Here is a 25,393-nt window from a genome sequence, read left to right as displayed (position 1 = left end):
GTTATTTCCGGTGAATATCTATATGATTTTTTGGCGTGCTGACCCTTAAGTTCTCGATGTCATATACATCACCACCTTCCGATACCCATACAACGTGATGTAGTTCGTAAGTTTTTCTTTTACCCACAGCATCTTGATACCGGGCATGAGGTGCGCTGCCACTGCGCATAAGCGCAATATTCTGCGGTTTAAATTGCTCAGCCAGTTCTGGATCATTCACAACCTCAGTCCAAAACGCCTTTCTGAAGGCATCGAAGCTTGAAAACTCCCGCCCCCTAAGCCTATCCGCAATCCGTGTCGGAATCGGCGCGCCGACCCCCGTTCCCGCCCCAGTAAGCCATATCCCCGACACATCCTCACCAACACCCGTCACCGTACCTGGCGTCAGTCTGGCCGGCCTCGAAAACACCACATACAGCGACTTAAGCCCAGTGTCCGCCGGGAACACCAGAATACAATCCTCGGCAGTAATGTCCTCGCCGGGCAGGCCTTCTATCTGGGTATCAGTGTTCTCGGGAATCGGATGAACAAGGATCGTGTTCAGTTGCTCGCCGTGTTCGGGATAAACCAGCGGCGGCATCGAACCGAGTGGCCCGCGTTGTGGCGTCCACAAAATCGTGATGCCGTTGAGCTTGGCCTCCATCGCAGTCTTGTCGCTGTTCCACTCGACTTTGACAGTGCGCACCGAGTCATCGCCCGAAGCGCCGGAGTGGATGCCGTAAACCTGCATGACTCCTTCAGTATTACGTCGAAACTGGAAGCGCACACGAGTGGGGGCGCGGCTCATGCGGCGCAGTTGTTCGTCGGTGTGCAGCGTGCCGTCACCCATGCGGGTCGGCAGCATCCCGAGGACGAACACGCTGGCCGGCCCAGCAGCGCCGCGAATTGCCCAGTTGAGGCGTTGTTGCAAAATGCCGCCGCCCGCCAAACGCCCCAAGGCCAGATCGGCACCTATTGCCGTCGCGACAGCGGTGCTGGCAGAGGGCAAGAGCATGGCGCCGGCGACCATGATCTTGCCGAAGTTGCTGGCGGGGTCGGGTGCCGGACCGGCGGCCGTTCGGCACCAGTTATCCACCGTGCAGGACTTGGCGAACACCTGATCTTCGCGGCGCTTGGGCGTTGGCCATTCATCCTTTTCGCTGTACACCGGCCCCGGCGCTTTGGGTGGAAACCACCCGCCCCATGAAGCGCCGCCGTAGTCGCGCTTCCAGGGCCAATCTTCATCGAAGAGCGATTTGAATCGAGCCATGCCAACTCCCTGTATGGCTTTGAATCGAGCCAGGGAAGCTTGTCGGTCAATGGGGAATTCGGGCAAACCGGTGGGGCAAGTTTCAGGCGCTTGGTTTTACGAAAAATCCAATTCGTACCTGAATCGGACCTGTTTCCTACAGCGCTCTCTCGGCCTGTTGATTGGCGATTGATTCAGCTGAAGCCGGGGTGTTTCGTGCTTGTAGTCTTTCGCTTTGCATGGGGACGGCTGCAGTCCATCAAGGCGCTTTCGAAGGTCCAACAGAAGGTCATTACGCAGATGCTCGACGCCCTGATCGCACAGGCAGCGACCAAAACGAGCGACGAAGAAAAAGAGGTTTGAACGCCAAACCCGTGCCTTGGATCAAGTTCCGCGGCCTGTGGTTACGGCGGGCAGGATTCGAGGTAAACGAGAACGTCAAAGTGCGCGTGATGAAGGGGGCTGGTGATTACTGCGGAATAACAGATTACCGAGACTTTTCTCGAGGCATAAAAAAACGGCCTACCTTTCGGTAAGCCGTTTTTAGTACTTGGTGGCTACACAGGGACTTGAACCCCGGACCCCAGCATTATGAATGCTATGCTCTAACCAACTGAGCTATGTAGCCAAGTGGCGCGCATTATTCCCCTGAAATGGAAAAGCGTCAAGCGTAAATTTAAAATATTTCTTCTTATTTTCAACCGCTTATCCTCCAGCCCGGAAAATCCGGGCCGGGCAGGGCCTCAACGCAGCTGAAATCTTGCGGTATTGGCGCTCAAGGCGTGGCTGCCCTGACTCAGGGTATCCGCCGCGAGGTTCACCGCGCGTGCGCCTTCAAGCAAACGCACGGCCGCCTGATCGACCTGCTGGATATTGCCGCTGACTTCATCGGCGGTGCTGGCCTGTTCCTCGACCGCCGTAGCGATCTGCGCGAGCGTGTCAGTGACGCTCTGTACGGCGCTGGCGATTTCGCCCAGGCGTTCACCGAGGCCGGTGACCGATTCGGCGTCGGTTTGCGCCTGGCCGCACGCAGCTTCCATCAAACTCACGGCTTCGTTGACCGTGGCGCGCAAGCTGTCGACTGTGCCGGCAATCTGCGCTGTCGAAGATTGTGTGCGTTGCGACAGGCTACGCACTTCATCCGCCACCACAGCGAAACCGCGACCTTGTTCACCTGCGCGTGCAGCTTCGATGGCCGCGTTAAGCGCGAGCAGGTTGGTCTGTTCGGCAACACCGCGAATGGTATCGACGACCAATTGGATCTGCTGACCTTGCTCGCTGACCCGGCCCAGTGCCGCTGCGGTGTCGTTGAGGCGTTGATTGAGCTGCTGAATACTCGCCGTAGTGCGTTGGCTGTCACGGCTGCTGTCGGCGGCGATGCGGCGGGTGTGCTGCGCGCTGCCGGAGGCCTGTTCGCAGCTTTGCGCCACGCCTTGCGAGGTCGCGGCCAATTGCGTGGCAGCAGCGGCGATCTGGCTGATCTGCAACTGTTGCGCCTCGACTTCGCCGAGGGCGCCGCTGGAATGCTCGTTGAGGCTGCGCACCGCGTTGCTCAACTGCGAGGTCTCGTGATCGACGCCGAGCATGCTGTTGCGCAGTTGCACCACGGCGACGTTGAGCGCAGTGCTGATCGCCGCCAGTTCGTCGCGGCCCACCACCGGCACTTGCAGGCTGAGGTTGCCATCGCGCAGGGCTTCGGCCAGCAAAGTAATTCCGCTGGCGCTGCGGCGGATCGAGGCTTGCAGGCAGACGAACAAATACAACGCCGCGAGCAGCAGGCAACCGAAGATCGCTGCGACGAGGATGAACTGTCGGATTGCTGAGCTGTGGTAGGTGTCGAGGCGCAGATCCAGCGACACCAGCGATTGCTGGCGCAGGGCGGCGAGGTCGGTCAACAGCGCATCGAGGCTGCGTTCGAATTCTTCCGGTTTGAGATTGATAGAGCCGCCGAACACACCGTCATCCAGCACCTTCAGACCGCTGTCGAGGTGTTTGAGGCTATCGTGGTATTGGCTGGCCCAACTCTGCTGATCTTTCGGCAGGCGTGCTTCGAGCAGCGTGGCGGTTTTCACCAGTTGCTCGCGGGCATCGCCGATGCGGCTGCGCAGGTCACGCAACTGCAAACGGCTTTGCAGGGTGAACTGGCCGGAGACGACCGAGGCCGGGCCGACTGCGGCAAGGCGGCCGACCCGTTCGATCAGGTCCGGCGCGTGTTGCGTGGAAATTTGCGTCAGCAAGTAGGTTTCCAGCCACGGCGCGAGAGTCAGGCGGTTGTCCATGACGATCTGCTCGCGCAACGCTTGCAGGGCGCTGAGGGCGTTGGTGAAACGGTCGTAGCCGTCCGGCCACCAACCGACACCGCTGAGGCTTTTCGAGTCCAGGCCGTTGAGCGCGGTTTGCAGCGCTTGATAACGACTGAGGGTTTCGCCTTCGGCACCTTCGTTTTTCAACGCGTTGCCCAAATCTGTGGTGGCTTGCAGAACCGCCGGTTGCACCGCATCGAACGCGGCCATGGCGGCGAGAGTGGCCGGTGTCGGCTGGCGATTGGTTTCGGTGGCGCGCCAGCGGGCAGCGCGGTCACGTTGGGCGGCGAGCAGGTTATCCAGCGCATCCAGCGCGAGCAACTGGCGCACGCCGGCGCGTTCGCCGGAAATCAGATTGAGCTTGTCGCGATAGTCCTGGCCGATCATCAACAGGCTGCCGGCCAACGGCAGAATGAACAGCAGAAACAACAACTGGAATTTACCTGCGAAGCCAAACCGCCCCAGCAATTTGATCCCCGGTGAAAGGAAAGCCTGCATGCCCCATGACTCCTCTGGACACCACGCACCAATGGCGTGCATCGCGGTCGTGCGACCTGGATGTTGTGCCCTGCTAAAAGGCCTCGAAAGTTCACTCTCGCCCGCTCTGTAGGCCGGCTCTGTAGCGAAACTTCCCATTGTCGGTCGCCTTTGTAAGGCGCCCGCGTTCAAGGGGAGAAGCAAGGCAAGATTCAGACCATGGCGTTGCGCTATCACCTTGTCCAGATAATCCGGGCTTTGTGTAGGAGCTGCCGAAGGCTGCGATCTTTTGATCTTTGTTTTTAAGATCAAGATCAAAAGATCGCAGCCTTCGGCAGCTCCTACAGGGATTGATCTGTGATTCAGTTGGTTAGTTAGCTGGCTAAGGGGATGGCGCTGGCGCACCGAAAAATGGCACATTGACGCACCTGCCTGCGTGCACCCATCTGCTGTCCGGAAAACTTCCATGGCTATCAGCAACGTTCAGACCGCCGCTGCCTCGGCGCCCGCTGCTCCCCAAAGCAGTCCATTGGTGATGCGTATCATCGGCGCGGTGGCGCTGGCGCATTTGATCAACGATCTGATCCAGTCGGTGCTGCCGTCGATCTACCCGATGCTCAAGGCCAATTACGGCCTGACCTTTACTCAGGTCGGCCTGATCACCTTGACCTTTCAACTGACCGCGTCGCTGCTGCAACCGTGGGTCGGTTATCACACCGACCGGCATCCGAAACCGTGGCTGTTGCCGGCCGGTTCAATCTGCACGCTAATTGGCATCGTGATGATGTCGATGGTCGGCAGTTTTCCGTTGATTCTGCTGGCGGCGGCGCTGATCGGAATCGGTTCCTCGACGTTCCACCCCGAGGCCTCGCGGATTGCGCGACTGGCCTCGGGCGGACGCTTTGGTCTGGCGCAATCGACTTTTCAGGTTGGCGGTAACGCCGGTTCCGCGTTTGGCCCGTTGCTGGCGGCGGCGATCATCATTCCGTTCGGTCAGGGCAATGTGGCGTGGTTCGGTTTGTTCGCGGTGTTTGCGCTGTTCGTGCTGTACCGCATCAGCCGCTGGTACGCCCATCACCTCAATCTGTTCAAGCTCAAGGCCGGTCAGGCAGCGACTCACGGGCTGTCGAAGGGCAGGGTGACAAGTGCGCTGGTGGTGCTGGGGCTGTTGGTGTTTTCCAAATATTTCTACATGGCCAGCCTGACCAGCTACTTCACGTTTTACCTGATCGAGAAGTTCGACCTGTCGGTGGCCAGTTCGCAGTTGCACTTGTTCCTGTTCCTGGGGGCGGTAGCGGCGGGGGCATTCTTCGGCGGGCCGATTGGTGACAAGATCGGGCGTGAAGCGGTGATCTGGTTCTCGATCCTCGGCGTGGCACCGTTCACGCTGCTGATGCCCCACGTTGATCTGTTCTGGACCAGTGTTCTTAGCGTGGTGATTGGCTTCATTCTGGCGTCGGCGTTCTCGGCGATTGTGGTGTACGCGCAGGAACTGGTGCCGGGCAATGTCGGGATGATCGCCGGAATCTTCTTCGGTCTGATGTTTGGTTTCGGCGGGATTGGCGCGGCGTTGCTGGGGCATCTGGCGGATATTCACGGGATTGAGTACGTGTATTTCCTGTGCTCGTTCCTGCCACTATTTGGCGTACTGGCGATTTTCCTGCCGCGGACCAAAAAAACCTGATTCACACATTTCCCATTGTAGGAGTGAGCCTGCTCGCGATAGCGGTGTGTCAGTTACGGTTGAATTGACTGACACTCCGCTATCGCGAGCAGGCTCACTCCTACAGGGGATTGGTGGCGTGGCGGAAAATATTCCAGGCACAAAAAAGCCGCGTATCAAACGCGGCTTTTTCTTCGGCGTAACGCTTACACGTTAAAACGGAAGTGCATCACGTCGCCGTCTTTGACGATGTAATCCTTGCCTTCCAGACGCCATTTACCGGCTTCTTTAGTACCGGCTTCGCCCTTGTACTGGATGAAGTCGTTGTAGGCGATCACTTCGGCGCGGATGAAGCCTTTCTCGAAGTCGGTGTGGATCACGCCGGCAGCCTGAGGTGCTGTGGCACCGACTTTGACGGTCCAGGCGCGGACTTCTTCAACACCGGCGGTGAAGTAGGTCTGCAGGTGCAGCATTTCGTAGCCGGCGCGGATCACGCGGTTGAGGCCAGGCTCTTCCAGGCCCAGGGCCTCGAGGAACATGTCCTTCTCTTCGCCGTCATCGAGCTCGGCGATTTCAGCTTCGATCTTGTTGCAGACCGGAACGACCATCGCGCCTTCTTCTTCGGCGATGGCGCGAACCACGTCCAGGTGCGGGTTGTTCTCGAAACCGTCTTCAGCAACGTTGGCGATGTACATGACCGGTTTGGTGGTCAGCAGGTGGAAGCCCTTGATCACCGCTTTTTCGTCAGCGCTCATGTTCTTCATCAGGCTGCGCGCCGGTTTGGCTTCGGTGAAGTGCGCGATCAGTTGCTCAAGCAGAGCCTTCTGAACCACGGCGTCCTTGTCACCGCCCTTGGCGTTACGCGCGACTTTCTGCAGTTGCTTCTCGCAGCTGTCGAGGTCGGCGAAGATCAGTTCCAGGTCGATGATTTCGATGTCGCGCTTCGGATCGACGCTGTTGGAAACGTGGATCACGTTTTCGTCTTCGAAGCAGCGCACGACGTGAGCGATCGCGTCGGTTTCGCGGATGTTGGCGAGGAACTTGTTGCCCAGGCCTTCACCTTTCGAGGCGCCGGCTACCAGGCCAGCGATGTCGACGAATTCCATGGTGGTCGGCAGGATGCGCTTCGGATTGACGATGGCCGCCAGGGCTTCCAGACGCGGATCCGGCATCGGCACGATGCCGCTGTTCGGCTCGATGGTGCAGAAGGGGAAGTTTTCGGCCGCGATACCGGATTTGGTCAGGGCGTTGAACAGGGTGGACTTGCCGACGTTAGGCAGACCGACGATGCCGCAATTGAATCCCATGGTGTTTCCCCTCGGAGTAGAGTCAGGCCTTCTGGCTGTGCAGGTTTTTCATCGCGCGGTTCCATTCACCTGCGAGGATATCCGGCAGCACGCCGAGGGCAAAGTCGATGCTGGCATCGAGTTTTTCCTGTTCGGCGCGTGGCGCACGACCCAGGACGAAATTTGAAACCATACTGGCAACGCCCGGGTGGCCAATGCCAAGCCGCAGGCGGTAGAACGTATTCTGATTGCCCAGTTGCGCAATGATGTCGCGCAACCCGTTGTGACCGCCATGGCCGCCGCCCTGCTTGAGCTTGGCAACGCCCGGAGGCAAGTCGAGTTCGTCGTGCGCCACGAGGATTTCTTCAGGCTTGATACGGAAGAAACCGGCGAGTGCCGCCACGGCCTGGCCGCTGCGGTTCATATAGGTGGTGGGAATCAGCAGACGAACATCCTGACCCTGATGCGAATAGCGCCCGGTCAGGCCGAAATATTTGCGATCGGCCACAAGATTCACATTCTGTGCGTGGGCGATGCGCTCAACAAAAAGGGCCCCTGCGTTGTGCCGGGTCTGGTCGTATTCGGCGCCTGGATTTCCCAGGCCAACGATCAGTTTGATGGCAGTCACGATAGGGGCCCTTCCTTTGAGTGGTGAGTAACATCGCCGCGATCAGGCAAAGCGGCGAAAGTGGACGAAAAATGCTCATTTACCATGGATGTAAACTCCGCGTTCTCGCCCGCTTTCTCGCTACGTTCCAGTCCGCGATGTTACTTGCTCACTCAGGCATGACAGAGTGAATTACTCTGCTGCGCCTTCTTCAGCTTCTGGAGCAACGCGTGGAGCGTGTACGTTTGCAACAGCTTTGTCGTCACCGTGAGCCAGTGCAACGAACTCAACGCCTTTAGGGGCTTTGAGGTCGGACAGGTGAACGATTGCGCCGATTTCCAGAGCCGACAGGTCGACTTCGATGAACTCAGGCAGATCTTTCGGCAGGCAAGTTACTTCGATTTCGTTCAGGACGTGCGAGATCTCGCCGCCTTTCTTGATCGGAGCTTCTTCACCGACAAAGTGCACAGGCACGATAGCGGTCAGTTTCTGGCCGGCTACGACGCGTACGAAGTCAGCGTGCAGAACGTGACCCTTGGACGGGTGACGTTGCAGAGCTTTGATGATGACGTTCTGCTTTTTGCCGCCAACGTTCAGTTCGATAACGTGGCTGTAGGCAGCATCGTTTTCGAGCAGTTTGGCAACTTCTTTGGCCAGCATGCTGATGGATTCAGGGGCTTTTTCGCCACCGTAAACAACAGCTGGAACCAGAGCGGCGAGACGACGCAGGCGGCGGCTCGCACCTTTCCCCAGGTCGGAACGCACTTCAGCATTCAGAGTAAAATCGTTCATTTTGTATCTCCAAAATAGCCATGACCGGAGTGGCGTTTGCGACCAGCGCCAAACACGGTATGGGCAAAAAAGCCCCGCCCCGGCAGGAATGCCGGGGCGGGGCGCTTTTCGTCAACGAGACATTTCGAGAAGGGCAGGGCCCTTAACGGAACATCGCGCTGATCGATTCTTCATTGCTGATGCGGCGAACCGCTTCGGCAACAACCGGTGCGATATCCAGTTGACGGATACGTGCACAGGCTTGTGCTGCAGCGGACAGCGGGATGGTGTTGGTCACCACCAGCTCGTCCAGCACGGAATTTTCGATATTCTCGATGGCCCGACCCGACAGCACAGGGTGTGTGCAGTAGGCGAAGACCTTGGCTGCGCCATGCTCTTTCAGGGCCTTGGCCGCGTGACACAGAGTGCCGGCGGTATCGACCATGTCATCGACCAGAATGCAGGTACGCCCTTCGACATCACCGATGATATGCATCACTTCAGAGTGATTGGCTTTCTCACGGCGTTTGTCGATGATCCCGAGATCCACGCCCAGGGATTTGGCAACGGCACGTGCACGCACGACGCCACCAATGTCCGGGGAAACGATCATCAGGTTTTCGAAGCGCTGATCTTCAATGTCATCCACCAGAACCGGGGAGCCGTAGATGTTATCTACCGGAATATCGAAGAAACCCTGAATCTGGTCAGCATGCAGATCAACCGTGAGAACACGGTCGATGCCGACTACGGTAAGCATGTCAGCAACGACTTTCGCGCTGATAGCCACACGTGCGGAACGCGGACGGCGATCCTGACGGGCATAACCAAAATAAGGAATAACAGCAGTGATACGAGTAGCCGAGGAGCGGCGGAAGGCATCAGCCATCACTACCAGTTCCATCAGGTTATCGTTGGTCGGAGCGCAAGTCGGCTGAATAATGAAAACGTCTTTACCGCGAACGTTTTCATTGATCTCGGCTGTAATTTCGCCGTCGGAGAACTTACCGACAGAGATGTCACCGAGAGGGATATGCAGCTGACGTACAACACGCCGAGCCAGATCGGGGTTAGCGTTCCCCGTAAAGACCATCATCTTGGACACGCGCAGTACCTAGAGGCTGAGGGTAACCTGGATGAGTATAGAAAATGGCAGGGGCGGCTGGATTCGAACCAACGCATGGCAGGATCAAAACCTGCTGCCTTACCGCTTGGCGACGCCCCTGTATCTGTTGCATCAAGTGCCGAGCACCTGGTTCCTTTAGAGCAGACTTTGCAGCTTGCGGTGCAACATCGAAACGTTGCTGCCTTTGGCTACAAACCCTGTAAGGGTCTCTGTCAGAAGGGCCGAGACTTTATCAGCTTCAGCTTTGCTTGGGAAGCCCCCAAACACACAACTTCCAGTTCCGGTGAGTTTTGCTTCGGTAAATTTACCTAACAAATCCAATGCGTTACGTACTTCTGGGTAACGCCTTGCAACCACCGGCAAGCAGTCATTTCGACTGTTTCCCTCGGGAACGGGGCGCACTTTAATGGGCGGCGTGTTACGTGTCAACAAAGGATCGGAAAAAATTTCTGCCGTACTTACAGAGACTTGCGGTACGAGCACCAGATACCACGGTTCTTCGGGATCGACCGGGGTCAGTTTCTCGCCCACGCCCTCGGCGAAAGCTGCGTGACCACGGACGAAAACCGGGACGTCGGCACCCAGCGTCAGGCCCAGAGTAGCCAGGCGATCTTCATCCCAACCCAACTGCCACAAATGATTCAGACCGAGCAAAGTGGTCGCCGCATTTGAACTGCCGCCACCAATGCCACCGCCCATGGGCAGCACTTTGTCGATCCAGATGTCGATACCCAGCGGACAGCCCGATTGTTGCTGAAGCATTTTCGCCGCGCGCACGATCAGATTGCTGTCATGCGGCACGCCGGCAAACTCGGTGTGCAGCTGAATCACGCCGTCATCGCGCACGGCAAAAGTGATTTCGTCGCCGTAATCGACAAACTGAAACAGCGTCTGCAACTCGTGATAACCGTCTTCACGGCGACCGAGAATGTGCAGCATCAGGTTGAGTTTGGCCGGCGAGGGCAGGGTCAGGCGTGCAGCGGTCATGCGTTATTGCCCCAGCTTGCGCGGTTGCCAGGTCTTGATCACCAGCGTGACGTCGAGGTCGGTGCCGTGCAGCTTGATGCGCTCGGGCAACCAGTAACCATTCTGTTCGGTGTAAGCGGTGTATTCGACTTTCCAGCCATCCTGTTCCAGGTTGGCCAGACGGCTGTCGGCGTCCAGGTTCAGGCGACTTTTGCTGTCCGGAGCCGGCAGGCCACGCACCCACCAGGCCAGATTTGACACTGGCAGTTTCCAGCCCAACTGCTCTTCAAGCAGGGCTTCCGGGGATTGCGATTCGTAGCGGCCCTGATTGGCGACTTCCAGCGACACCTTGCCCGGACGCCCGGTCAGGCGTGCAGCGCCACGACCCAGCGGGCCGGACAGACGAATATCGTAGTAATCCTGACGTTGCAGCCAGAACAGCGTGCCGCTACCGGAGTCTTTCGGCGCGCGGATGCCGATCTTGCCATCGATCTGCCAGCCGTCGAGGCCGGTCAGTTGCTGTTTGTTCGCGGCCCATTGAGCCGGACTGCCGTGGCCCTCGACCGATTCACGAGTGCCAAAACCCGAGCAGCCGGCGAGCAGGGCGATAAAGCTGAAAACAATAACGTGGCGCAAAAACATGAGTTAAAGAGTCTCGGATCCGGTCAGGCGCTTGATGGTGCTGCGCAGAATGGTGCTGTCGGGCTGATCCTTGAGGAATTTGCCCCAGATTTGTTTGGCTTCACGCTGATTGCCCTTGGTCCACAACACTTCGCCCAGGTGAGCGGCGACTTCGTGGTCAGGGAAGCGCTCCAGCGCCTGACGCAGGTATTTCTCGGCGTCATCCAGGTTGCCCATGCGGTAATTCACCCAGCCGAGGCTGTCGAGTACGGCCGGGTCTTCCGGATTGATCTGGTGCGCCTGCTCGATCAGCGCCTTGGCTTCAGCGTAGCGGGTAGTGCGATCGGACAGGGTGTAACCCAAAGCGTTCAGCGCCATGGCGTTGTCCGGATCACGTTTGATGATCAGACGCAGGTCTTTTTCCATCTGCGCCAGGTCATTGCGTTTTTCCGCGAGCATTGCCCGGGTATACAGCAGATTCAGATCGTCCGGGTACTGCTGCAAGGCTGTCTGCAAGACTTTCCAGGCCTTGTCGTCCTGTTTGTTGGCCGACAGGGTTTCCGATTCGATCAGGTACAGCTGAATCGCGTAATCCGGTTGCTCGTCGCGCTGGGCGGCGAGTTTGCTTTGCGCTTCAGCGGTCTTGCCGTTGTTCATCAGGATGTCGGCCTGACGCAATTGCGCTGGCAGATAGTCGTTGCCCGGGCCGACCTGGGCGTACTCGAGAAGAGCGCCTTGCGGGTCGTTGCGTTCTTCTGCAATGCGACCGAGGTTCAGGTGCGCCGAATCGACGTGGCTTTCGCGGGCGATCAGGTCTTCCAGATAACCCTTGGCCTCGTCCCAGGCCTTGGCTTCCAGGCAGACGAGTGCCAGTGAGTAACGCAGTTCGTCGTCCTCCGGGTATTGCTGAACCAGGCTGGAGAACTCGGCCTTGGCGTCGTCCATGCGGTCTTGCTCAACCAGCATGCGCGCGTAAGTCAGGCGCAGGCGTTTGTCGTCCGGGTATTTCTTGATGCTTTTTTGCAGCAAAGGCAACGCTTCGTCGCCACGGTTCATGATTTGCAGCAAGCGCGCACGCAACAGGATCGGGGCGATTTCGCCTTCTTCCGGCGGGTGGTCTTCGAGCAGGCTCAGTGCGGCCTTGTTGTCGCCGTCCTGCTGCAGGAGCAGCGCCTTGCCGAAAATCAGCTGGCTGTTGTTCGGATGACGCTGCAACAAACGGTCAAAACTTTTCATCAGACCGTTGCGGGTTTCCTGATCGGTATCGGCGGCCGACAGCGCGAGGAAGTCGAAGTGGGTGTCGCCTTTGCCCTGCAGGACTTTCTCCATATAAACCATGGAGTCGTCATAGCGCCCGGCACGGGCCAGTTGCACGGCGGCGGCGCGTTGCGCTTCGAGATCGTCCGGCGCGTTTTTGGCCCAGATCAGCGCGGTATCGAGGGCCGGTTGATCGGCGCCCAGATATTCGGCGATGCGGAATGCACGCTCGGAGACGCCCGGATCCTGGGTATTGATGGCCTGGGTCACGTAGTTGTCCAGAGCAATGTCGAAACGATTGCGCTGGCCGGCGAGTTCGGCGCTCAACAGGCTGAAAACGGTTTCCTCGCTGAACGAGCTGTAAACCTTGGGCTTTTCAGGCGCGGGCGTGGTGTCTTCAACCGGCGGCGTACCGTCCGGCGACACGGGAGCCAAGGCCTGGCAGCCGCTGAGGAAGACAAAAGCGAGGAGCAACGCGGAAGATCTATTCATATAGGAGAAGGACGACTAACCTGCGGTCGGATCATCATGACACAAGCCTTCGGCCAAACATAACCGCTCAGGCAATTTACGCTGATCGCCCTGTAGGAGCTGCCGCAGGCTGCGATCTTTTGATCTTGCTTTTGATTTCAAAAAACAAAGTCAAAAGATCGCAGCCTTCGGCAGCTCCTACATGGGGTGGTGTGTACATGAACGAGAATGGATCGCAGCATAAGGTGGATACAATAAGGGCGATAGATATCCAATAGTTGTTCTGAATCTGGCGAAGTAGGACAATTGCCGGCTTCACGTCACCATCAGCGACCTTGAATGGCCTTCCTTGCACTCGGTATCAACCACAAGACTGCTTCAGTAGACGTCCGCGAGCGCGTGGCCTTTACGCCAGAGCAGTTGGTGGAAGCCTTGCAGCAGCTCTGCCGACTGACCGACAGCCGCGAAGCTGCGATCCTCTCGACCTGCAATCGCAGTGAGCTTTATATAGAACAGGATCAGCTTTCTGCCGATATCGTGCTGCGCTGGCTGGCCGACTATCACCATTTAAGCCTCGATGAGCTGCGCGCGAGTGCTTATGTGCATGAAGATGATGCGGCAGTTCGTCACATGATGCGCGTCGCCTCCGGGCTCGACTCGCTGGTGCTGGGCGAACCGCAGATTCTCGGTCAGATGAAATCGGCCTACGCCGTGGCCCGCGAGGCCGGCACCATCGGCCCGCTGTTGGGGCGGCTGTTTCAAGCAACGTTCAATGCCGCCAAACAGGTGCGCACCGACACCGCGATCGGTGAAAACCCGGTATCCGTAGCGTTTGCCGCGGTCAGCCTGGCGAAACAGATTTTCAGTGATTTGCAGCGCAGCCAAGCCTTGCTGATCGGCGCGGGCGAGACCATCACCCTGGTCGCCCGCCATTTGCACGAGCTGGGCGTCAAGCGCATTGTCGTCGCCAACCGCACGCTGGAGCGCGCCAGTCTGTTGGCCGAGCAGTTCGGCGCCCACGCGGTGCTGCTCTCGGACATCCCGGCAGAACTGGTGCGCAGTGACATCGTCATCAGTTCGACCGCCAGTCAGTTGCCGATTCTCGGTAAGGGCGCGGTGGAAAGCGCTTTGAAGCTGCGCAAGCACAAACCGATTTTCATGGTCGATATCGCTGTTCCCCGCGATATCGAGCCGGAAGTCGGCGAGTTGGACGACGTTTACCTCTACAGCGTCGACGATCTCCACGAAGTGGTCGCCGAAAACCTCAAGAGTCGTCAGGGCGCAGCCCAGGCGGCAGAAGAGATGGTCTCGGTCGGCGCCGATGATTTCATGGTGCGCCTGCGCGAGTTGGCGGCGGTCGATGTGCTCAAGGCCTATCGTCAACAGAGCGAACGCCTGCGCGACGAGGAACTGCAAAAAGCCCTGCGCCTGCTGGCCAACGGTGGCAACGCCGAAGAGGTGCTCGGGCAACTGGCCCGTGGCCTGACCAATAAACTGTTGCATGCGCCCAGCGTGCAGTTGAAAAAGCTTTCTGCCGAAGGCCGCCTCGATGCGCTGGCCATGGCCCAGGAACTCTTTGCCCTCGAGGGCTCACCGGATAGCTTTTCGGATAAAAAACCGCAATGAAAGCGTCACTGCTCAATAAGCTGGACATCCTCCAGGACCGTTTCGAGGAACTGACCGCGTTGCTCGGCGACGGCGAAGTCATTTCCGATCAGGCCAAATTTCGCGCTTATTCCAAGGAATACGCTGAACTCGAGCCGGTCGTGCAAGGCTATAAAAAGCTGCTCGGCGTACAAAGCGATCTTGAAGGCGCGCAGGCACTGCTCAAGGACAACGATCCGGACATGCGTGAAATGGCTGTGGAAGAAGTCCGCGAAGCCAAGGAATTGCTGATCACCCTGGAATCCGATCTGCAGCGCATGTTGCTGCCCAAAGATCCTAACGACGGGCGCAACGTGTTTCTCGAAATCCGCGCCGGCACCGGTGGCGACGAGGCGGCGATCTTCTCCGGCGATTTGTTCCGCATGTATTCGCGTTACGCCGAGCGTCGCGGCTGGCGTGTGGAGATCCTGTCGGAAAACGAAGGCGAGCACGGTGGCTATAAAGAAGTCATCGCCCGCATTGAAGGCGACAATGTTTACGGCAAACTGAAATTCGAATCCGGCGCGCACCGCGTACAGCGTGTACCCGCCACCGAATCCCAGGGCCGTATCCACACCTCGGCCTGCACCGTGGCGGTGCTGCCCGAGCCGGACGAGCGCGAAGCCATCGAGATCAACCCGGCGGATTTGCGTGTCGATACATTCCGCTCCTCCGGCGCCGGTGGTCAGCACGTCAACACCACCGACTCGGCGATCCGCATCACGCACATACCGACCGGTACCGTCGTCGAGTGCCAGGAAGAACGTTCCCAACACAAGAACCGGGCGCGGGCGATGGCTTGGCTGTCGGCCAAGCTCAACGATCAGCAAACCGCAGCGGCGGCGAATGCGATCGCCAGCGAACGTAAATTGCTGGTAGGTTCCGGCGACCGCTCCGAGCGCATTCGCACCTACAACTTTGCCCAGGGTCGAGTCACCGACCATCGCGTCAACCTGACCCTGTACTCGCTGGACGAAATTCTTGCCGGTGGCGTTGAGGCGGTGATCGAGCCTTTGCTGGCCGAATACCAGGCTGACCAACTCGCCGCGATAGGTGAATAAATGACCATCATTGCCAGCCTGTTGCGCGCAGCCGAACTGCCTGACTCGCCCACCGCACGCCTGGATGCCGAATTGCTCCTGGCCGCCGCGTTGGGCAAGTCGCGCAGTTTTCTCCACACCTGGCCCGAGCGCATTGTGCCGAGTGAAGCAGCGCTGACGTTTGCCGAGTACTTGCAACGTCGTCGTGGCGGTGAGCCGGTGGCCTACATTCTCGGTCAGCAGGGTTTCTGGAAACTCGATCTGGAAGTCGCGCCACACACGCTGATCCCGCGCCCGGACACTGAGTTGCTGGTGGAAGCGGCGCTGGAATTGCTGCCCGCGACCCCGGCCAAAGTGCTCGATCTCGGCACTGGCAGCGGCGCGATTGCCCTGGCGTTGGCCAGCGAACGTCCGGCGTGGAAAGTCACGGCGGTGGATCGCGTGCTCGAAGCCGTGGCCCTCGCCGAACGCAATCGCCAGCGCCTGCATTTGAACAACGCCACGGTGCTGAGCAGCCACTGGTTCAGCGCACTTGAAGGTCAGCGTTTCCAGTTGATCATCAGCAATCCGCCGTACATTGCCGCCGCCGATCCGCATCTGGTCGAGGGCGATGTGCGCTTCGAACCGGCCAGCGCGCTGGTTGCTGGTGAGGACGGGCTCGACGATCTGCGCTTGATCGTCGATCAGGCCCCGGATCATCTGGAGGCCGCTGGCTGGTTGATGCTCGAACACGGCTATGATCAAGCCGAAGCCGTCCGTGACTTGCTGCTGACGCGCGGTTTTGAAGAAGTGCACAGCCGCACCGATCTGGGCGGTCATCAACGCATCAGTCTGGGGCGCCTGCCGTGCTGAATGATCAGGAATTGCTGCGCTACAGCCGGCAGATTCTGCTGCAACACATCGACATCGACGGGCAACTGAAGCTCAAGGACAGTCGCGTGCTGATCATCGGCCTCGGCGGGCTCGGTGCGCCGGGTGCCCTGTATCTGGCGGCGGCGGGGTCGGGGAATTGCATTTGGCGGGTTTCGACACAGTCGACCTGACCAACCTGCAACGCCAGATCATTCATGACACCGACAGCGTCGGCATGAGCAAGGTCGACTCGGCGCTCAAGCGCCTGGGCTCGATCAATCCCGAGATTCAATTGATCGCCCATCGTCAGGCGCTGGACGAGGATTCTCTCGCCGCAGCCGTGGCAGCGGTGGCTCTGGTGCTCGACTGCTCCGATAATTTCTCCACCCGCGAAGCGGTCAACGCTGCGTGTGTGGCTGCGTGCAAACCGTTGGTCAGCGGCGCGGCGATTCGTCTGGAAGGGCAGTTGTCGGTGTTCGACCCGCGTCGCGCCGAGAGCCCGTGCTACCACTGCTTGTACGGCCACGGCAGCGAAGCCGAACTGACCTGCAGCGAAGCAGGCGTGGTCGGGCCGCTGGTCGGTCTGGTCGGCAGTCTCCAGGCGTTGGAAGCGTTGAAGGTGTTGGTCGGTTTCGGCGAGCCGCTGGTTGGGCGTCTGTTACTGATCGATGCGCTGGGCTCGCGTTTCCGTGAGCTGCGCGTCAAGCGTGATCCGGGTTGCAGCGTCTGTGGCCCGCGCCATGCGTGAAGCGCCGATCGGCGTGTTCGACTCCGGCGTCGGCGGCTTGTCGGTGCTGGCGGAAATCCAGCGCTTGCTGCCCAATGAGTCGCTGCTTTACGTCGCCGATTGCGGGCATATTCCCTATGGCGAGAAAACTCCGGAATTCATTCGTCAGCGCTGCAGCGTGATGGCCGGGTTTTTCCGCGAGCAGGGCGCCAAGGCGTTGGTGCTGGCCTGCAATACCGCGACCGTTGCCGGTGTCGCCGATCTGCGGCGTGATTTTCCCGACTGGCCGCTGGTCGGCATGGAGCCGGCGGTCAAACCCGCCGCTGCCGCTACCCGCAGCGGAGTGGTCGGCGTGCTCGCCACCACCGGGACTTTGCAAAGCGCCAAGTTCGCCGCGCTGCTTGATCGCTTCGCCACTGACGTGCGGGTGATCACCCAGCCGTGTCCCGGTCTGGTCGAATTGATTGAGAGTGGCGATCTGCACAGCGCCGAGTTGCGCGCGCTGCTGCAAAGTTATGTCGACCCGCTGTTGGCCAGCGGCTGCGACACGATCATTCTCGGCTGCACTCACTATCCCTTTCTAAAACCGATGCTCAAGTCGATGATCCCCGAGGACATCAGCCTGATCGATACCGGTGCTGCTGTAGCGCGGCAACTTCAGCGGCTTTTGGCTGAGCGTGATTTGCTCGCTGCCGGCCCGAACCAACCAGTCAGATTCTGGACCAGCGCCGATCCTGAGTACTTTAAAAACATCCTGCCACTGCTCGGACAAAACGCTGGTGAAGTGCAAAACTTCGACTTGTAAAAAAATTGTGAAATAACTAAAAAATCAGCTGAACTTCTAAGCAGGCGCCAGCTTCTATAGCGAAGAGTTATCTAGAAAACCAAACGATCGTTCCGGAAAAGGAAGTTTCAACGTGAAGCGACTATTCTGCTTGGCCGCGATTGCGGCCGCACTGATGGGGCAAAGTGTTACTGCACAAGCGGCAGGTGTTGAGTTTGCGGTGGGGGCCACTAGCGATTCGACCATGACGTACCGCTTGGGCATGAATTTCGATTGGGACAAGAGCTGGCTGCAGAGCGACGTCGGTCGCCTGACCGGTTACTGGAGCGGTGCCTATACCTATTGGGAAGGCGACAAGACCTCCAGCAACAACAGCCTGTCGTTCTCGCCGGTGTTTGTTTACGAGTTTGCCGGACAGTCGGTCAAACCGTATATCGAAGCGGGCATTGGTGTGGCTGCGTTCTCCAACACCAAGTATGAAAGCAACAACCTCGGCGGTTCTTTCCAGTTCGAAGACCGTATCGGTTTTGGTCTGCGCTTCAATGGCGGGCATGAAGTCGGGATCCGTGCCACGCACTATTCCAACGCTGGCCTGGCCAGTGACAACGACGGCGTAGAAAGTTACGCGCTGCATTACACGATGCCGCTCTAAGCCGTACGCATAACCCCTGTAGGAGTGAGCCTGCTCGCGATAGCGGTGTGTCAGTCACACAAATATTGACTGACACTCCGCTATCGCGAGCAGGCTCACTCCTACATTGGTTTTTGTGATGCTCAAAAATCAGCGGTAGGCAGTACTGATGCCCTGGCGCTCTTCAATGCACTCCGGTGCACCCATCTCAAACTCGCGGCAGATCAACGGGCGTTTCTCATAGATCGTGCACATCATCGTGTCGCGATCCAGCGCCGCGCACCAGCCGTCGTCCAGGCGCAGCATCACTTCGCCGCCCCACTCATCGGTATCGATAAAGCGATCAGGTACGCCGGTGTCGGTGATCAGCATCACTTCGAGCTGGCAGCAGCACGCCGCGCAGGTCGAACAAGTGACCGCCGGTTCCGTGATTTGTTGGTGGGGAATGGTCTTCATGGCGGCAGTGTAAGGCAGTCGCTGCTGTGCGTGTGAAAGGTCTGACAGACGCTCAATGTGCCAGTCGTCGCGCCATCCCATGCAGCAGCGGAAACAGCAGCGCCCAGAGCAGGCCGATACCGATCAGCGTGGGTAGTTCGCCGTAGGGAAATTGCACCCCGGCCAGGCGTCCGCCAGCGTAATACGACAGTGCTCCGCCGACTGCGCCAAGCACACTCGCCAGCCACCAGGGCCGGGCACTCCATTGCAGGCAATGGCGCAGCGTCGTCGCGAGCAGCGCCCACAGCAGCATCAGCCACAACGGAATCAGTGGCGACTGATCCTGAAACTCGAATACCCCGACACCACGCAACACACTGTCCACCGCCGTGCCGACAATCACCACGCTCAAAATCAAACGGCCTTCAGCCGCCCAACTGCTGATCCAGCGCAGATGGATCACCAGCACCGCTAACGCGATCAACAACCACAAACTGTTGCCGCCGAGCACGCACGTCAGCCAGCCGATCTGGAACAGCACGGCATTGGCCACACGCTCAAGCATCGAAGCGTCCGAGCAGCGGCGCAGTTATCGCGGCCGGTTTGGCCAGCAGCAATTGCGCGGTGCCGATGGTGCGTTCCAGGAAACCACCTTCGCAGTAGCACAGGTAGAACTCCCACAGTCGCAGGAAATAATCGTCGTAGCCCAATTCGCTCAAACGGCCATGGGCGCGGCGGAAGTTCTCGTGCCACAGGCGCAGGGTGCGCGCGTAGTGCAGGCCGAAATCCTCCATGTGCAGCAGGTTCATGTCGGTGTCGCGGCCGACCACTTCGAGCATTTTCTGCACACAGGGCAGGGCACCGCCGGGGAAGATGTAGCGCTGGATGAAGTCGACGCCGCGCTTGGCCTGCTCATAGCGTTGCTCGCGAATGGTGATCGCCTGAATCAGCATCAGGCCGTTGCTCTTGAGCAAGTGCGCGCACTGTTTGAAGTAGGTCGGCAGAAAGCGATGACCGACCGCTTCGATCATCTCGATCGACACCAGTTTGTCGTACTCGCCGGTGAGGTCGCGATAGTCCTTGAGCAGCAGCGTCACTTGTTGCTGCAATCCAAGTTGTTCGATGCGCTGTGCGGTAAAGGCGTACTGTTCTTTCGACAGCGTGGTGGTGGTGACGCGGCAGCCGTAATGTTGCGCCGCGTAAAGCGCCATGCTGCCCCAACCGGTGCCGATCTCAAGCAAATGGTCACTGGGCTTGAGCGCGAGCTTCTGGCAGATCCGTTCGAGTTTGTTCAGTTGCGCCTGCTCAAGCGTGTCTTCGGGCGTCAGAAACTGCGCTGCCGAATACATCATGGTCGGGTCGAGAAACTGCTCGAACAGGTCATTGCCGAGGTCGTAGTGCGCGGCGATGTTTTTCTGTGAGCCCTTGCGCGTATTGCGATTGAGCCAGTGCAGGCCTTGCACCAATGGCCTCCCGAGGCGGGCGAGGCCGCCCTCCATGGCATCGAGTACTTCCAGGTTGCTGACAAACACGCGCACCACCGCCGTCAGATCCGGCGAACTCCAGTAGCCATGAATAAACGCTTCGCCGGCGCCAATCGAGCCACTGCTGGCAACCATCCCCCAGGCTGCTGGATCGGTGATGTGGATTTCTCCCAGCAGCGCACTGCCGGGCGTACCGAAGAGCATTTGTTCGCCGTCTTCGAACACCATCAATTGCCCGTGTTTGAGCTGAGCGAGTTGGCGCAATACGCCTCGGCGCAGCAGCGATCCGGTCAAACCGTTAGTGCTGAGCCGACTGACCGACAGGCTAGAGGATTTCATGGCGGTGCTCCTTGGGAGGCACAGTGGCGGTTTGAAAGCTGCCGTCGGCAGTCTGATGAGCAAAGATCGGAGCGCGTTTGAGCAGCAGTCGCAGCGCTTGCCAGTAAATCGCCAACGCGGTTTTCGCGGTCATCCACGGAAAGCGCCGCAAGTGACGGTGCAAGCTGTGGCGATCAAGGGTTTCGCGTTGCAGATTGAGCGTCGCGTCGAACAGTTTTTGCTCGCCCTGCCAGTCGGCCATGTGCACGCCGAGGGTTTGCGCGGCGGGGCTGAAGCTCATGCGGTATTCGAGATCGCGCGGCAAAAACGGCGAAACGTGAAAGGCTTTGGCCACGGCGAAGTGCTGATGAAAATCCTGCAGATTGACCGGCGTGCGCGCCGGCAGCACGTAGTGATAGCGTTCGCGCCACGGCGTGTTGGTGACCTCGCAGACAATCGCCGCCAGTTGCCCGTCCGCCTCATGGCAGTAAAAGAAACTCACCGGGTTGAACGACAGGCCCCAACTGCGCGCCTGAGTCAGCAGGCAGACCGCGCCTTGCGGCTCATGACCGATGGCGGCAGCCACTTGTTGGCGCACAGCATCGATCAGGCGCACACCACGACCGGTATAGGTCTTGAGGTAGTCGCTCTCCCGAAACGAAAACGGCGCAAAGCGGCTGCGCCCGGCCAGCGGTGACAGCGCCAGCACCGCGTCCTGCTCGCTTAGATCGAGGTAGATCAGGCCGATCCGATAGCGGAATTGATGCTGGCGCGGCGAGAAGCGCCGATGGCCGATCCAGCCGCTGTACAGGGCGCTGTTCATAAGGTTTCCCCGAACGCGGCAGCCACACGTAAAGCGCTGACCACGCCGTCTTCATGAAAACCGTTGGCCCAATAGGCGCCGCAATAATGGCTGTGTTGCGCGCCATCGAGTTCGGCCCAGCGATTTTGCGCCGCGACCGCCGCGAGGCTGTATTGCGGGTGCGCGTAGGTGTATTTGGCGAGCACTTTGAACGGGCTGATGCCAGCACTCTGGTTGAGGCTGACGCAAAATGTCGTGTCGCTCTGGATACCTTGCAGAATGTTCATGTCGTAAGTGACCGCAGCCTGGGTATGGCCGGATCCGCCGAGGCGATAATTCCAGCTCGCCCACGCCAGTTTGCGTGTCGGCAGCAAGCGCGTGTCGGTGTGCAGCACCACCTCATTGTCGGCGTAGGGCAGGGCGCCGAGGATCGCGCGTTCGGCATCGCTCGGAACCGCTAGCAGTTTCAACGCTTGATCGCTGTGGCAGGCGAACACTACCTGGTCGAAATGCTCAATGCCCACCGGGCTGTGGATCATCACACCGTGCACATCGCGGTCAACTCGGGTTACTGGGCAAGCGAGTCGGATTCTGTCCTTGAACGCGGCCGTCAGCGGTGCGATATAAGCGCTTGAACCGCCTTCGATGACTTGCCATTGCGGACGGTCACTGACAGACAACAAACCGTGGTTCTTGAAAAACCGGACAAAAAACTGCAGCGGAAAATTGAGCATTTCGGCCATCGGCATCGACCAGATCGCCGCGCCCATCGGCACGATGTAATGCAGGATGAAACGTTCGCCGTAACCGCCAGCCTTGAGGTATTCGTCGAGGGTGGTGTCGGCCGCGATGCGCAGCTCCAGGAGGTCGCGTTGCGCTTCTTTATTGAAGCGCAGAATGTCACGCAGCATGCCCCAGAACCCCGGCGACAGCAGATTGCTGCGCTGGGCAAAGAGGCTGTTGAGGTTGTTGCCGTTGTATTCCAGGCCAGTGTCCGGATCGGTCACCGAAAAACTCATTTCGGTCGGTTTGAACGGCACGCCCAGTTGGCCCAGCAGGCGAATGAAGTTCGGATAGGTCCAGTCGTTGAACACGATGAAACCGGTGTCCACGGCGTACTTGCGACCTTCGACCGTGACCTCCACGGTATGCGTGTGACCACCGACCCAGTCGCTGGCTTCGAACACCGTGACGTCGTGTCGGCGATTGAGCAGGTAGGCGCAGGTCAGCCCGGCGATGCCGCTCCCGACGATGGCGATCTTCATGCCGGATCCGTCTGTGGTGGTGGCTTGCGCACCATGCGCTTGCCGATGGCCAGTTGCGCGCGCGCGGGCAGTTTCGACAAGGGCCATAGCGCCGCCATGAACAGTGCCGGAAAAGCGATCTCCAGAGGTCGATCCTTGAGCTTGGCAAAGATGTGCCGCGCGGCTTTATCCACAGGCCAGCTGAGCGGCATCGGGAAATCGTTTTTGGCGGTCAGCGGCGTCTCGACAAACCCCGGGCTGACCACAGTGACTTCAATGCCCTCGTCCGCAAGATCAATGCGCAGCGATTCGAACAAGTAACGCAGCCCGGCCTTCGATGCACCGTAGGCTTCAGCCCGAGGCAACGGCAAATAGGTCACCGAACTCGCCACGCCGACCAGATGCGGTGCGTTGCCTTTGCGCAGCAGCGGCAGGGCGGCCTCGATGCAGTAACTGCTGGCGAGCAGATTGGTGCGTACCACGTGTTCGATGATCGAGGCATCGAACTGCTTGGCATCGACGTATTCACAGGTCCCGGCGTTGAGGATGACGCTGTCCAGCGAACCCCAGTCCTCAGCAATCTGCTCGCCGATTTCGCGCACGGTCTGGCTGTTGGTCAAATCCCCCGGGACTACCAATACCTGTCCCGGATAGCGTTGCGATAACACTTTGAGCGGTGCGAGCTGGCGTGAACTGACTGCCAGGTGCGCACCGGTTTTCAGTATCTCTTCAGCCAGCGCCGCGCCGATGCCACTGCTGGCCCCGGTCAACCAATAACGCCGTGGAGTTGTACGACTCATCCCATTCTCCTTTTCAGCCAGGCGATCACCCGGCCCAATACGGGTAAATGTTCATAAAGCAGTGCCCCGGCATCGAAATAATCCCGATGGCGATAAACCTTGTCGTGCCACAGCAGGTGCGAGCAGCCGCTGACGCGAATCACCTGACCACCCGCCAGGCGCGGGTGGCGATAACGCATGACCCAGCGCAAGTAGCCTTCGCCCTCGCTGATCTGGTCGAAACCGTGAAAGTCGAAATGCAATTCGCTGACGTTGGCGTAAAGCTCGCTAAAGTAATCGCGCAATTGCGCCAGGCCCTGAACTTCGTGCAGCGGGTCGGTGAAATGAATGTCATCGCTGTAGAGCTCGCCCAGGCGTTGCAGGTTGTCTTTGTTCAACGCTGAAAATTGCCGGGCGAAGCGCTGCAGGAATTCACTCATGATCATCTCCGATGGCTTGGCGCGAGGGCAGGTTCTTGAACGCTGTCAGCGCCCGCTCCCGTGAAGCGCTCAGATTGACGATCGGCGGCGGGTAGTCGGCGGCACCGAACAGACCGGCGCTGGCCGGGTTATGCACTTCTTTTTTGTTGAGACCGGCGAGTTGCGGCAGCCAGTGCTTGATGAACAGGCCTTCGCTGTCGAATTTTTCCGACTGGCTCAACGGATTGAAGATACGGAAGTACGGTGCTGAATCGGTGCCGGTCGACGAACTCCATTGCCAGCCGCCGTTGTTCGCCGCGAGGTCGCCATCGATCAAGTGGCGCATGAAAAAGCGCTCGCCTTCGCGCCAGTCGATCAACAGGTTTTTGGTCAGGAACATCGCCACGACCATGCGCAGGCGATTGTGCATCCAGCCGGTTTCCAGCAATTGGCGCATGGCCGCATCGATGATCGGCAGGCCAGTGCGCGCTTCTTGCCAGGCGGCGAGATCTTCCGGTGCATCACGCCAGGCGAGGGCTTCGGTTTCCGGGCGAAAGGCGCGGTGCCGCGAGACTCGCGGATAGCCGACCAGGATGTGTTTGTAGAACTCGCGCCAAAGCAACTCGTTGATCCAGGTGACTGCACCGACTTTGCCGCTCTCGAACTCACCCTGATTGCTTTGCAGGGCGGCGTGCAGGCATTGGCGCGGCGAAATCACACCAGCGGCGAGATAGGCCGAGAGTTGACTGGTGCCGGGCTTGGCCGGGAAGTCGCGTTCGCTTTGGTAGTAGTCGATTTGTGCGTCGGCGAAGGTATCGAGGCGACGCTGCGCTTCTTTTTCTCCGGCCGGCCAAAGAGCCTGGAGGGATGGACTCGGGGTGGCGAAGCCTTTGATCGCGTCAGGAACCGGGTCGCTGTCGACTTTGAGTTTTGCCTGCTTGCCGGGTGCCTTGACTAATGCCGGCATCGAGCGATGCAGGCGCTCATAACAGACTTTTCTGAACTGGCTGAAGACCTTGAAGTAGGTTTCGGTCTTGGTCAGCACGGTGCCGGGTTTGAACAGCAACTGGTCGAGATAACTGTGAAACTCGATGCCCTTGGCTGTCAACGTTTCAGCCACTGCGGCATCGCGACGGCTTTCATGGACGCCGTATTCTTCGTTGACGTGCAGCGCTTCAATCTTCAGTTGCTGGCACAGCTTGAGCAGTTCGGCCGGAGCCTGATCCCAATGCGCTGCGGTGCGAATCAACAAGGGGATGTTCAGCTCGTCGAGGCTTTTGCTCAGCTCATTGAGATTGCGCAACCAGAAGTCGACCTTGCATGGAGCATCGTCATGTTCCAGCCATTGCTGCGGGCTCAACAGGTACACGGCGACCGTCGGACCGCGCGCTGCGGCGGCCGCGAGGGCGGTGTTGTCATGTTGGCGCAAGTCGCTGCGTAGCCAGATCAATTGCATGT

At 59.1% G+C, this 25,393-nt stretch carries 25 protein-coding genes, 2 tRNA genes and 1 pseudogene; 9 read left to right on the top strand and 19 right to left on the bottom strand.

Annotated features, from left to right (window positions below; genetic code table 11):
- Position 1: 1 nt before the first annotated feature.
- On the bottom strand, positions 2-1,249 hold the full coding sequence (locus AK821_RS29235) for an S-type pyocin domain-containing protein (RefSeq protein WP_082355399.1): 1,248 nt from the start codon (positions 1,247-1,249) through the stop codon (positions 2-4).
- Positions 1,250-1,444: 195 nt separating this feature from the next.
- Here AK821_RS29235 and AK821_RS30765 point away from each other — a divergent pair, with 195 nt between their 5' ends.
- On the top strand, positions 1,445-1,591 hold the full coding sequence (locus AK821_RS30765) for a hypothetical protein (RefSeq protein WP_158260952.1): 147 nt from the start codon (positions 1,445-1,447) through the stop codon (positions 1,589-1,591).
- 11 nt (positions 1,592-1,602) lie between these two features.
- Positions 1,603-1,764 (top strand): SymE family type I addiction module toxin, encoded by a 162-nt coding sequence (locus AK821_RS31240; protein ID WP_442965567.1) that lies wholly within the window; start codon positions 1,603-1,605, stop codon positions 1,762-1,764.
- Positions 1,765-1,779: 15 nt separating this feature from the next.
- On the opposite strand, the gene AK821_RS00545 is transcribed toward AK821_RS31240, so the two are convergent.
- Positions 1,780-1,856, bottom strand: a tRNA-Met gene (locus AK821_RS00545).
- Between the two features lie 115 nt (positions 1,857-1,971).
- Positions 1,972-4,029 carry a methyl-accepting chemotaxis protein gene (locus AK821_RS00540; RefSeq protein ID WP_064387648.1) on the bottom strand — a complete coding sequence of 686 codons (2,058 nt, stop codon included), beginning with the start codon at positions 4,027-4,029 and terminating at the stop codon, positions 1,972-1,974.
- Between the two features lie 445 nt (positions 4,030-4,474).
- Between AK821_RS00540 and AK821_RS00535 the strand changes: the two genes are divergently transcribed.
- Positions 4,475-5,692, top strand: a complete 1,218-nt coding sequence (locus AK821_RS00535) for an MFS transporter (protein ID WP_064387647.1) — start codon at positions 4,475-4,477, stop codon at positions 5,690-5,692.
- 185 nt (positions 5,693-5,877) lie between these two features.
- Here AK821_RS00535 and ychF read toward each other — a convergent pair whose 3' ends face one another.
- The 8 genes from ychF to AK821_RS00495 form a co-directional block, all read right to left on the bottom strand.
- The gene (gene ychF, locus AK821_RS00530; RefSeq protein ID WP_007912904.1) at positions 5,878-6,978 is read right to left on the bottom strand and encodes a redox-regulated ATPase YchF; all 1,101 of its coding nucleotides are present in this window, start codon (positions 6,976-6,978) and stop codon (positions 5,878-5,880) included.
- Between the two features lie 22 nt (positions 6,979-7,000).
- Positions 7,001-7,585 carry an aminoacyl-tRNA hydrolase gene (gene pth, locus AK821_RS00525; protein ID WP_008079560.1) on the bottom strand — a complete coding sequence of 195 codons (585 nt, stop codon included), beginning with the start codon at positions 7,583-7,585 and terminating at the stop codon, positions 7,001-7,003.
- Between the two features lie 171 nt (positions 7,586-7,756).
- On the bottom strand, positions 7,757-8,356 hold the full coding sequence (locus AK821_RS00520; RefSeq protein WP_064387646.1) for a 50S ribosomal protein L25/general stress protein Ctc: 600 nt from the start codon (positions 8,354-8,356) through the stop codon (positions 7,757-7,759).
- 142 nt (positions 8,357-8,498) lie between these two features.
- Positions 8,499-9,440 (bottom strand): ribose-phosphate pyrophosphokinase, encoded by a 942-nt coding sequence (locus AK821_RS00515; RefSeq protein WP_003171603.1) that lies wholly within the window; start codon positions 9,438-9,440, stop codon positions 8,499-8,501.
- Positions 9,441-9,485: 45 nt separating this feature from the next.
- Positions 9,486-9,560 (bottom strand) — tRNA-Gln (locus AK821_RS00510).
- 36 nt (positions 9,561-9,596) lie between these two features.
- Positions 9,597-10,448, bottom strand: coding sequence for a 4-(cytidine 5'-diphospho)-2-C-methyl-D-erythritol kinase (gene ispE, locus AK821_RS00505; RefSeq protein ID WP_064387645.1), 852 nt, complete (start codon positions 10,446-10,448; stop codon positions 9,597-9,599).
- 3 nt (positions 10,449-10,451) lie between these two features.
- Positions 10,452-11,069 (bottom strand): lipoprotein insertase outer membrane protein LolB, encoded by a 618-nt coding sequence (lolB, locus tag AK821_RS00500; RefSeq protein WP_016987219.1) that lies wholly within the window; start codon positions 11,067-11,069, stop codon positions 10,452-10,454.
- A 3-nt stretch (positions 11,070-11,072) separates the two neighbouring features.
- Positions 11,073-12,797 carry a tetratricopeptide repeat protein gene (locus AK821_RS00495; protein WP_064387644.1) on the bottom strand — a complete coding sequence of 575 codons (1,725 nt, stop codon included), beginning with the start codon at positions 12,795-12,797 and terminating at the stop codon, positions 11,073-11,075.
- A gap of 318 nt (positions 12,798-13,115) precedes the next feature.
- Here AK821_RS00495 and hemA point away from each other — a divergent pair, with 318 nt between their 5' ends.
- The 6 genes and pseudogenes from hemA to AK821_RS00465 all read left to right on the top strand — a co-directional run bounded on the left by hemA (position 13,116) and on the right by AK821_RS00465 (position 18,475).
- A complete protein-coding gene (gene hemA, locus AK821_RS00490) occupies positions 13,116-14,402 on the top strand; it encodes a glutamyl-tRNA reductase (protein ID WP_064120441.1) in 1,287 nt (428 codons plus the stop codon).
- Entirely contained in the window at positions 14,399-15,481 is a 1,083-nt protein-coding gene (gene prfA, locus AK821_RS00485) for a peptide chain release factor 1 (RefSeq protein ID WP_064387643.1), read from the top strand. Before hemA ends, prfA begins: the two co-directional genes overlap by 4 nt.
- Entirely contained in the window at positions 15,482-16,312 is an 831-nt protein-coding gene (gene prmC, locus AK821_RS00480; protein ID WP_064387642.1) for a peptide chain release factor N(5)-glutamine methyltransferase, read from the top strand. It begins immediately after the preceding gene.
- Positions 16,306-17,060, top strand: a pseudogene (gene moeB, locus AK821_RS00475) (molybdopterin-synthase adenylyltransferase MoeB). The gene prmC and the pseudogene moeB overlap by 7 nt, the downstream one beginning before the upstream one ends.
- Entirely contained in the window at positions 17,053-17,844 is a 792-nt protein-coding gene (gene murI / locus AK821_RS00470) for a glutamate racemase (protein ID WP_064387673.1), read from the top strand. Before moeB ends, murI begins: the two are co-directional and overlap by 8 nt.
- 112 nt (positions 17,845-17,956) lie before the next feature.
- On the top strand, positions 17,957-18,475 hold the full coding sequence (locus AK821_RS00465; protein WP_064387641.1) for an acyloxyacyl hydrolase: 519 nt from the start codon (positions 17,957-17,959) through the stop codon (positions 18,473-18,475).
- A 129-nt stretch (positions 18,476-18,604) separates the two neighbouring features.
- On the opposite strand, the gene AK821_RS00460 is transcribed toward AK821_RS00465, so the two are convergent.
- From AK821_RS00460 to phrB, 8 genes are read right to left on the bottom strand one after another with little or no spacing between them, the layout of a single operon-like run.
- Entirely contained in the window at positions 18,605-18,910 is a 306-nt protein-coding gene (locus tag AK821_RS00460; protein ID WP_064387640.1) for a YkgJ family cysteine cluster protein, read from the bottom strand.
- Positions 18,911-18,962: 52 nt separating this feature from the next.
- Positions 18,963-19,454: a DUF2878 domain-containing protein gene (locus AK821_RS00455; RefSeq protein WP_064387639.1), complete on the bottom strand. Its 492-nt coding sequence runs from the start codon at positions 19,452-19,454 to the stop codon at positions 18,963-18,965.
- Positions 19,447-20,712: an SAM-dependent methyltransferase gene (locus tag AK821_RS00450; protein WP_064387638.1), complete on the bottom strand. Its 1,266-nt coding sequence runs from the start codon at positions 20,710-20,712 to the stop codon at positions 19,447-19,449. Before AK821_RS00450 ends, AK821_RS00455 begins: the two co-directional genes overlap by 8 nt.
- Entirely contained in the window at positions 20,699-21,514 is an 816-nt protein-coding gene (locus AK821_RS00445) for a DUF1365 domain-containing protein (RefSeq protein ID WP_064387637.1), read from the bottom strand. The genes AK821_RS00450 and AK821_RS00445 overlap by 14 nt, the downstream gene beginning before the upstream one ends.
- The gene (locus AK821_RS00440; protein ID WP_064387636.1) at positions 21,511-22,758 is read right to left on the bottom strand and encodes an NAD(P)/FAD-dependent oxidoreductase; all 1,248 of its coding nucleotides are present in this window, start codon (positions 22,756-22,758) and stop codon (positions 21,511-21,513) included. Before AK821_RS00440 ends, AK821_RS00445 begins: the two co-directional genes overlap by 4 nt.
- Positions 22,755-23,537, bottom strand: coding sequence for an SDR family NAD(P)-dependent oxidoreductase (locus AK821_RS00435; RefSeq protein WP_064387635.1), 783 nt, complete (start codon positions 23,535-23,537; stop codon positions 22,755-22,757). The genes AK821_RS00440 and AK821_RS00435 overlap by 4 nt, the downstream gene beginning before the upstream one ends.
- A complete protein-coding gene (locus AK821_RS00430; protein WP_064387634.1) occupies positions 23,534-23,956 on the bottom strand; it encodes a nuclear transport factor 2 family protein in 423 nt (140 codons plus the stop codon). Before AK821_RS00430 ends, AK821_RS00435 begins: the two co-directional genes overlap by 4 nt.
- Positions 23,949-25,391, bottom strand: a complete 1,443-nt coding sequence (phrB, locus tag AK821_RS00425) for a deoxyribodipyrimidine photo-lyase (RefSeq protein ID WP_177330932.1) — start codon at positions 25,389-25,391, stop codon at positions 23,949-23,951. The genes AK821_RS00430 and phrB overlap by 8 nt, the downstream gene beginning before the upstream one ends.
- Between the last annotated feature and the right edge of the window lie 2 nt (positions 25,392-25,393).

It is taken from the genome of Pseudomonas sp. RIT-PI-r (genome assembly GCF_001297015.1).
Classification (GTDB): Bacteria; Pseudomonadota; Gammaproteobacteria; order Pseudomonadales; family Pseudomonadaceae; genus Aquipseudomonas.
Note: the sequence above shows the minus strand (reverse complement) of the source record. Positions and strands in the feature narration are given on the sequence as shown.